This window comes from Streptomyces sp. NRRL S-920, from assembly GCF_000717945.1.
In the GTDB taxonomy this organism is placed as follows: Bacteria; Actinomycetota; Actinomycetes; order Streptomycetales; family Streptomycetaceae; genus Streptomyces; species Streptomyces alboniger.
Window position 1 is genome coordinate 43571 of sequence record NZ_JODF01000078.1, and the last position, 7432, is coordinate 51002.

The 7432-nt window shown below is 71.9% G+C and carries 8 protein-coding genes; 5 read left to right on the forward strand and 3 right to left on the reverse strand.

The genetic code is table 11. The features are described 5' to 3' along the window. Positions 1-58: 58 nt before the first annotated feature. Complete coding sequence (locus IG54_RS0133470) at positions 59-1093, reverse strand: SEC-C domain-containing protein (RefSeq protein ID WP_030793544.1); 1035 nt, start codon at positions 1091-1093, stop codon at positions 59-61. 305 nt (positions 1094-1398) lie between these two features. Between IG54_RS0133470 and IG54_RS0133475 the strand changes: the two genes are divergently transcribed. The 4 genes from IG54_RS0133475 (at position 1399) to IG54_RS0133490 (ending at position 5216) form a co-directional block, all read left to right on the forward strand. After that, positions 1399-1719 (forward strand): DUF6412 domain-containing protein, encoded by a 321-nt coding sequence (locus IG54_RS0133475; protein ID WP_051820292.1) that lies wholly within the window; start codon positions 1399-1401, stop codon positions 1717-1719. A gap of 138 nt (positions 1720-1857) precedes the next feature. Continuing rightward, positions 1858-2616 carry a YidC/Oxa1 family membrane protein insertase gene (locus IG54_RS0133480; protein ID WP_030793550.1) on the forward strand — a complete coding sequence of 253 codons (759 nt, stop codon included), beginning with the start codon at positions 1858-1860 and terminating at the stop codon, positions 2614-2616. A 192-nt stretch (positions 2617-2808) separates the two neighbouring features. Next, positions 2809-3666, forward strand: coding sequence for a fumarylacetoacetate hydrolase family protein (locus IG54_RS0133485; RefSeq protein WP_030793553.1), 858 nt, complete (start codon positions 2809-2811; stop codon positions 3664-3666). A 215-nt stretch (positions 3667-3881) separates the two neighbouring features. Beyond that, positions 3882-5216, forward strand: a complete 1335-nt coding sequence (locus tag IG54_RS0133490) for a hypothetical protein (protein WP_106977153.1) — start codon at positions 3882-3884, stop codon at positions 5214-5216. 89 nt (positions 5217-5305) lie between these two features. Here IG54_RS0133490 and IG54_RS0133495 read toward each other — a convergent pair whose 3' ends face one another. After that, positions 5306-5794 (reverse strand): heme-degrading domain-containing protein, encoded by a 489-nt coding sequence (locus IG54_RS0133495; RefSeq protein ID WP_030793559.1) that lies wholly within the window; start codon positions 5792-5794, stop codon positions 5306-5308. Continuing rightward, entirely contained in the window at positions 5791-6945 is a 1155-nt protein-coding gene (locus tag IG54_RS0133500) for a Gfo/Idh/MocA family oxidoreductase (protein ID WP_078594817.1), read from the reverse strand. Before IG54_RS0133500 ends, IG54_RS0133495 begins: the two co-directional genes overlap by 4 nt. 55 nt (positions 6946-7000) lie before the next feature. Between IG54_RS0133500 and IG54_RS0133505 the strand changes: the two genes are divergently transcribed. After that, on the forward strand, positions 7001-7432 hold a 432-nt coding region (locus tag IG54_RS0133505), incomplete at its 3' end, for a MarR family transcriptional regulator (protein WP_030793564.1).

Here is a 7432-nt window from a genome sequence, read left to right on the forward strand (position 1 = left end):
AGCTGGGAATGGTGGTGTCCTCTATGTCGAAGGGAAACGGAGCGGGTAAATAGCCGCCTTACTGCGCGCCGTGACACTCGCCGTACACAACCCCGCTACCGCACCAGCACTCCGCCCCCCGCTCCGGCGGCCACCCCGCTGCTCGCCCCCGCGCCGCCAGTGTTGTCGCGTACTGGGGAAGCAGGGACGGCTCCTCCGGGGACGTGCCCTCTGAGGCGGCGAAGGCCTCGTAGGACGGGACTGTGCCGGTCACGATGCCCAAGTTGGGGGTTCCGGACGCGGAGAGTTCGCGTAGGGAGGACTCTATGGTCGCCAAGTGCTCCTCGTGGGAGGGGTATTCGGCGGTGAGGGACGGGTACGCCGTCAGGAGTTCTGTCAGTTCCGGGGCCGGCCAGTGCAGGATCGCCACCGGGAAGGGGCGGGACAGGGCCTGCCTGTACGAGCCCAGCTCCGCCTGGAGGCGGGTGATCTCCGCGCGGAGTTCCGCCGGGTTCTCCGAGCCCAGGGACCACGTCCGCTTCGGGTCGTGCAGTTCGTCCAGGGGGACGGGAGACGTGGAGATGCGGTCCGCCAGGGCGTCCCACGCGTCGTGGTCCATGCCCAGCATGCGGCGTACGCGGTGGCGGCCGAAGAGGAGGGGGTGCGTCGCGTACGGGGGATCCGGTGTTTCCGGGGGGAGCAGGAGGGCGGCCGCCTCCGTGAACGTGGCGTGCGCCTGCTCCAGTTCGTCGTGGGATTCGAGTGACTCCGCCACGATCACCCACGGCGCGGGGTCCCGCGGAGCCGTCGCGCGGACTCCGTCGATGATCGCGCGGGCCTCCGCCTCGTGGCCGTACTCCCAGAGGTTCGAGGCCTTCAGGGCGCGGATGAGAAGGGGGGAGGCCGGGGGACGCTCGGCGTCCGCGGACAGGAGGCGGTCGTAGAGCGCTGTCGCGCGGTCGCGGGCGCCCGCCAGTTCGAGGTGGGCGGCGGCCTGGAGGAGCAGTTGTTCCGCGTCCTCCGGGTACAGGCCGGCCGTGCGTTCCAGGCGCGCGGCTTCGGCGATGTGGTCGGCTTCGACGTGGTCGGCGGCGGCAGGCTTGTCGGGGCGCATACGGGACACCGTACTGCTGAGCGGGCCACTTGCAGGAGGGCCCCGGCTCGTTCCGTCAGTGCCGCGTACGCCGTGGATTGTGGGGAGGGGCGCGCCTGTCGTACGGGGGGCGTGCGGGATGCCGACATGCCGGCATGCGGTTCAGGTACGTGGGCGGGCCGCCGGTCGCGCCCCGCCCGCTCCTTCAGTCGGACACGGCCGATCCTGTATAACGGGCGGTACGAGATGTACGTACAGTTGTACGGGCCGTGCCGTGCCGCAGTGGCGCACGGCGCCGGGCAATAGGAGCGAGAGGGGGACCGACGGTGCACGAGCTGATCCGTGGCTGGAAAGCCGCCGCGCGCCCCGCCCTGCTCCTCCTCTTCCTGCTCGTCGAGGTCGTCCTCGTCGACACCGGCAGCCTCACCGCCGCCGTCGCGCTCGCCGCGACCGCCGCCGCGGGGTCCGCGCTCGCCGTCTGCTCCGTGATCGCCGCGCGCTGCGCCCCCGCCGTGCCCCGCACCCGAGTGCGCACCGCCATCCGCGACCGTGAACGGCGCACCGCCTTCCTGCCCCAGCGCGACCCCGACGCCCGGGGCCGCAGGCGCCCCCGAGCACCCGGCCGTTCCCTCCCGACGGCCGCGTAGGGGACCCGCACACCCGTACCCGTGCCCCTCGTGGGCCGTCACGCCGAGTCGACTCCGCACACCGCCGAGTCGACCTCTTCTCCCGGCACGACGGAACCCTCGGAGGGCTTCTCCATGTCCGATCTCTTCTCCGCACTCATGTCCGTGTTCGCGGACCTGGTCGCGCACCTCGCCGACCTGCTCGACCCGGTGTTCCACGGCTCGGCGACCGCCGCCGCGATCGTCCTCTTCACCGCCTGCGTACGACTCCTCGTCCACCCCCTCTCGCGCGCCTCGGCCCGTGGTCAGAAGGCGCGCGCCAGGCTCTCGCCGCAGGTCGCGGAGTTGCGCAAGAAGCACGGCAAGAACCCGGAGCGGTTCCAGAAGGCGGTCCTCGAACTGCACCGCGAGGAGAAGGTGTCGCCGCTCTCCGGGTGCCTGCCGAGTCTCTTCCAGCTGCCCGCCTTCTTCCTGCTCTACCACCTCTTCTCCAGCTCCGGCTCCGGCTCCGGCGTGGGCGGGTCCGGAGGGCTGCTCGACCACACCCTCGGCTCCGCGCCGCTCGGTGGCCGGTGGGCGGACGCGCTGGCCCACGGCGGGCTCTTCGGGGCCCAGGGCCTGGTCTACCTGGTGCTCTTCGTGATCGTCGCCGCGGTCGCCACGTTCAACTACGGGCGCACCAAGCGGCAGCTCGCGGCCAACCCGCCGGTTCAGAACGGTGACCAGCAGGTGCCGGGCATGGACACGATCACCAAGATCATGCCGCTGATGTCGTTCATGACTCTGTTCACCGTGGGGTTCGTGCCGCTCGCCGCCGCGCTGTACGTGGTGACCAGCACGACCTGGAGCGCGGTCGAGCGGGCGGCGCTGTACCGGGACATGCCGAACGGGGCGCCCCTCGCGTCCGTGGCCGGGTAGCTGGAGACGGTCGTCCGGGTGGGTGGAGGCGGCCCTCCGGGGAGGCGGCTCCCGAGTGCCCCTGGCTACCCCCCAGTAAGGGTCCAGTACGTGAACGGGGTATTGCGGAGTGGACAGCGACCTTGGAGGATCGGCCAAACCTCCGATGGCCGCACCCCATCGGCCGGGCTACCGAAGGAATGGAGTTCGACCATGAAGCTGCTGCGAGTCGGTACGGCCGGGGCCGAGCGCCCGGCGCTGCTCGACGCCGAAGGGGTGCTGCGGGACCTGTCCGGGATCGTCACGGACATCGACGGGACGGTGCTCGCCGACGCGGACGCGCTCGGCCGGATACGGGCCGCCGCCGACTCCGGTGAGCTGCCCGTTCTCGCGGCCGACGGCCTGCGCGTCGGGCCGCCGGTCGCGCGGATCGGCAAGGTCGTCTGCATCGGGCTCAACTACTACGACCACGCCCGCGAGACGGGCGCGGAGCCGCCCGCCGAACCCGTCATCTTCTTCAAGGCGGCGGACACGGTGATCGGCCCCGACGACACCGTCCTGGTGCCGCGCGGCTCGGTGAAGACCGACTGGGAGGCCGAGCTGGCCGTGGTCATCGGACGTACGGCCCGCTATCTGGAGTCGCACGAGGAGGCGCTGGCGCATGTCGCGGGGTACGCGGTGGCGCACGACGTGTCCGAGCGGGAGTATCAGATCGAGCGGGGCGGCACCTGGGACAAGGGCAAGAACTGCGAGACGTTCAACCCGCTGGGCCCCTGGCTGGTCACCGCCGACGAGGTGCCGGACCCGCAGGCGCTGTCCCTGAAGCTCTGGGTCAACGACGAGCTGAAGCAGGACGGAACGACCGCCGAGCAGATCTTCCCGGTGGCCGAAGTGGTGCGTTACGTAAGCCAGTTCATGACGCTCTACCCCGGTGACGTCATCAACACCGGTACGCCGGCGGGCGTGGCCATGGGGCAGCCCGAGCCGAAGCCGTATCTGCGGGCGGGGGACGTCGTGGAGCTGGAGATCGAGGGGCTCGGGCGACAGCGGCAGCAGCTGAAGGACGCGTAAGCGGCCTCGCGCGCAAGCCGCCCCGAGGATCATCGGCCCTGCGCGCAAGCCGCCCCGTCGGTACCCCCCACCAGCCCTGATAGGTCGCGACAGGGCGGAACAAGCCTCTCCGTGATCCGTTGTGGCTAGTTCGGGGCTCACGCCCCCACCCCCCGTGGCCGCTACATTCACCCCCGACCGCGCACACAGGACCAGGCACCAGGGGGAAACAGGCAATGCTGCGCTCCATAGGGCCCGTAAGCCGCTTCGGCAGATCATTCACGGCGGTGACCGCCACGGCGGCCACCCTGGCGGTCACCGCCATGAGCCTCGCCGCCTCACCGGCCGCCGCGGCACCCACCGCCGCACCGGCTGCCGCCACGACGGCCCGGCCCGGCGACACCTGTACGGCGGCCGACCTCGGCACCCGCAAGCCGTACATCAAGTCCACCGAAGTCTCCCCGACGATCACCCACTTCAAGGGCTGGTACGTCACCGAGGGCACCACCGGCAACCATTCCGTCACCACCAGCACCCAGACGGTCATCTCGGTCTCCGTCGGCGCCACCGGCGGTCTCGAGGGCAGCTTCCCCGTCCAGACCCTCACCGCCGCCGGTGCGAGCCTGGGGCTGAGCGTGAAGGTCGACGCCTCCTCCACGAGCACCGAGTCGAACGCGGTCACGTGGAACTTCAACCAGCCCGGCTACTACGGCGTCTACAAGGGCACCAAGAAGGTCACCGGTACGTACGCGAGCCTGAACTGCAACCGCGTCCAACAGAGCGGCGGCGGCTGGGCGTTGAAGTGGATCGAGGGCCCCGGCGGCGGCAACTTCACCACCTTCACCACATTGGAGGAAGGCGCGGTGCGCTGCCAGGACAGCGTGCCCGCGAACAGCATCATGGCCAAGGCGCAGGGCCTCCTCGACTGCGGCTCGCCCGCCGCGAAGGCCGAGCGCCCGGCGGGTGCGGTGCCGCCTACGGCGAAGCAGAAGCGGGACCGCCTCGCGCAGCGCCAGGCCGCCACCGGTGGCAAGGCCGCCGGACAGCCCAAGGTCGCCGGAGAGCCCAAGGCCGGCGGGCCCGGCGCGAAGGCCGGCGCGCCCATCGCGAAGGCCGACCTCAGCTGCGGGTCCGAGCTGTACAGGATCACCGTACCCGGCAGGCCCCTCTCCTGGGGCGCGCCGCACCTCAGGGCCGACAGTGTCCGCCTGCGGCCCTCGACGATCTTCAGCGGCAACCTGGACCAGTGGCGCCTGTGCAACGTGACGGAGCGCGACGGGGTCATGGAGGCGACCCTGTGGAACTTGGGCAACCAGGCATGCGCCAACATCTTCCCGCAGAACGCGGGCACCGATCAGACGCCCCTGATGATGGAGTCCCCGTGCAGGGAGGACGACCTCCAGCGGTTCTACATCTACCGTGATGTGCCCGGTAGCTCGAAGATCGGTGTGCAGAACAAGTACACCGGCTCGATGATGGGCCACGACCGGTACGCGGACGGGGAGTCCATACGCCAGTACTCCAGCGGCAGGCAGGACGGTACGGGTACGTACACCCTGAACCGAGTCTGACGGCGCACGCGCTGTGAGCGGCCCCGCACGAGAACCCGGCGACTTCCCGGTTCCGTGCGGGGCCGGCTTTCCTTCGGGCCGAGGGCGGTTCAGGTGGCGATGAACCGCTCCAGTGCCGCCACCACCAACGCGTGGTCCTCCACCTGCGGCAACCCCGACACCGCCACCGTCCCGACGACCCCCGCGCCCTCGACCGCGAGCGGGAACGCGCCGCCGTGGGCCGCGTACGTGTCGGGGTCCAGGCGGGAGGAGGCCTCGAAGGTCGTGCCCTTGGCGCGGAAGCGGGCGCCGACCAGGTAGGAGGAGCAGCCGTAGCGTTCGACGACGCGGCGCTTGCGGGCTGTCCAGGCGTCGTTGTCCGGGGTCGAGCCGGGCAGCGCGGCGTGGAAGAGCTGCTGGCCGTTCCGGGTGATGTCGATCGCCACCGGGGCGCGGCGCTCGCGGGCCAGCTCCACCAGGAGGTTGCCGAGCGCCCACGCGTCGTCGTACGTGAAGCGGGGGAGCACCAGGCGGCGTTCCTGGGACCGGAGTTCGTCGAGGGAAGGGGCTTCGGCGGGGGCGGGGGCGGCGGCGGTCACAGCGTCACCGCCACACCGTCGCGGGCCGAGCGACGCGCCGCCTCCAGGACGTCCAGGGCTTCGGCGGCCTGGAGCGCGGTGACGGGGTTCTCGCCGGTGCCGCGCAGGGCGGCGGCGATCGCGGCGTAGTACGCGGGGTAGTCGCCCGGCAGTGTCGGGAGTGGGCGGCCGCCACCGGTCAGCGGGGACTCCCCGGAGCCGACCCGGCCCCACATCGACTCGGCCTCCACGCCCCAGGGGCTCCGCGTCGCGGGGCGCCCGCCGTCGCGCAGGGCCGCCTCCTGGGGGTCGAGGCCGTACTTCACGTAACCCGCCTGGGAGCCGAGGACGCGGAAGCGGGGGCCGAGCTGGGCGGTGGTGGCGCTCACGTACAGGTGCGAGCGGACGCCGTTGGCGTGGGTGACCGCGATGAACGTGTCGTCGTCGGCCTCCGCGCCGGGCCTGCGGACGTCCGACTCGGCGTACACGCTCACCGCCGGGCCGAAGAGGACCAGGGCCTGGTCGACGACATGGCTGCCCAGGTCGTAGAGGAGACCTCCGATCTCTTCCGGGTCGCCGGACTCGCGCCAGCCGCCCTTGGGGCGCGGCCGCCACCGCTCGAACCGGGACTCGAAGCGCCATACGTCGCCCAGCTCGCCGTCCGCGAGCAGCTGCCGCAGCGTGCGGAAGTCGTTGTCCCAGCGGCGGTTCTGGAAGACGGACAGGAGCAGGCCGCGCTCGTCGGCGAGGGCCGCCAGCTCACGGGCCTCGGCGGCGGTGCCCGCGACCGGCTTGTCGACGACGACCGGCAGGCCCGCCTTGAGGGCGGCGGTGGCGAGCGATACGTGCGTCTTGTTCGGGGACGCGACGACGATCAGGTCCAGCTCATCCGCCCGCGCCCACAGCTCGTCGGCCGACTCCGCGCAGCGCAGGGCGTCACCGAACTCGGCGCGGGCCTGCGCCTGCCGCTCGGGGTTCGACGTCACGACCGTGTCGAGGACGAGGCCCTCGGTGGCGGCGATCAGCGGGGCGTGGAAGACGGAGCCCGCGAGGCCGTAGCCGATGAGGCCTACGCGGAGGGGGGAGCCGGTGCCATTTCCGGTACCCGTTCCCGTGCCCGTTCCCGTGCCCCTTTCCGTTCCCGTGCCGGTGTCAGTCGCTTTCGCAGTCATGCGTCCACTTTGGCAACCGTGTTGCCAAAGTGCAAGCGGAGGGGACAATGGGCAGGTGAAGTCGTACGTGAACAGGGCGAACCCCGGAGTGAACCTGTCGGCGGCGCCGCGCGGCCACAACGCCGCGCTGGTGCTCGATCTGCTGCGCCGGGCGGGCGAGGCGGGCATCAGCCGCCTGGAGCTGGCCGAGCGCACCGGGCTCACCCCGCAGGCGGTCAGCAAGATCACCGCGCGGCTGCGGGCCGAGGGCCTGGCCGCGGAGGCGGGCCGCCGCGCCTCGACGGGCGGCAAGCCGCGTACGGTCCTGCGCCTGGTCCCCGAGGCGGGCCACGCGGTCGGCCTCCACCTGGACCGCGACGAACTGACGGCGGTCCTCGTCGACCTGACGGGCACGGTGGTCGCCGAACGCCACGCTCCCCTCGCTTTCGGCGCGGGCGCGGAGGCGGTCGTGGAGGCGGCGGCGGGGGAGGTGCGGGGGCTTCTGGCG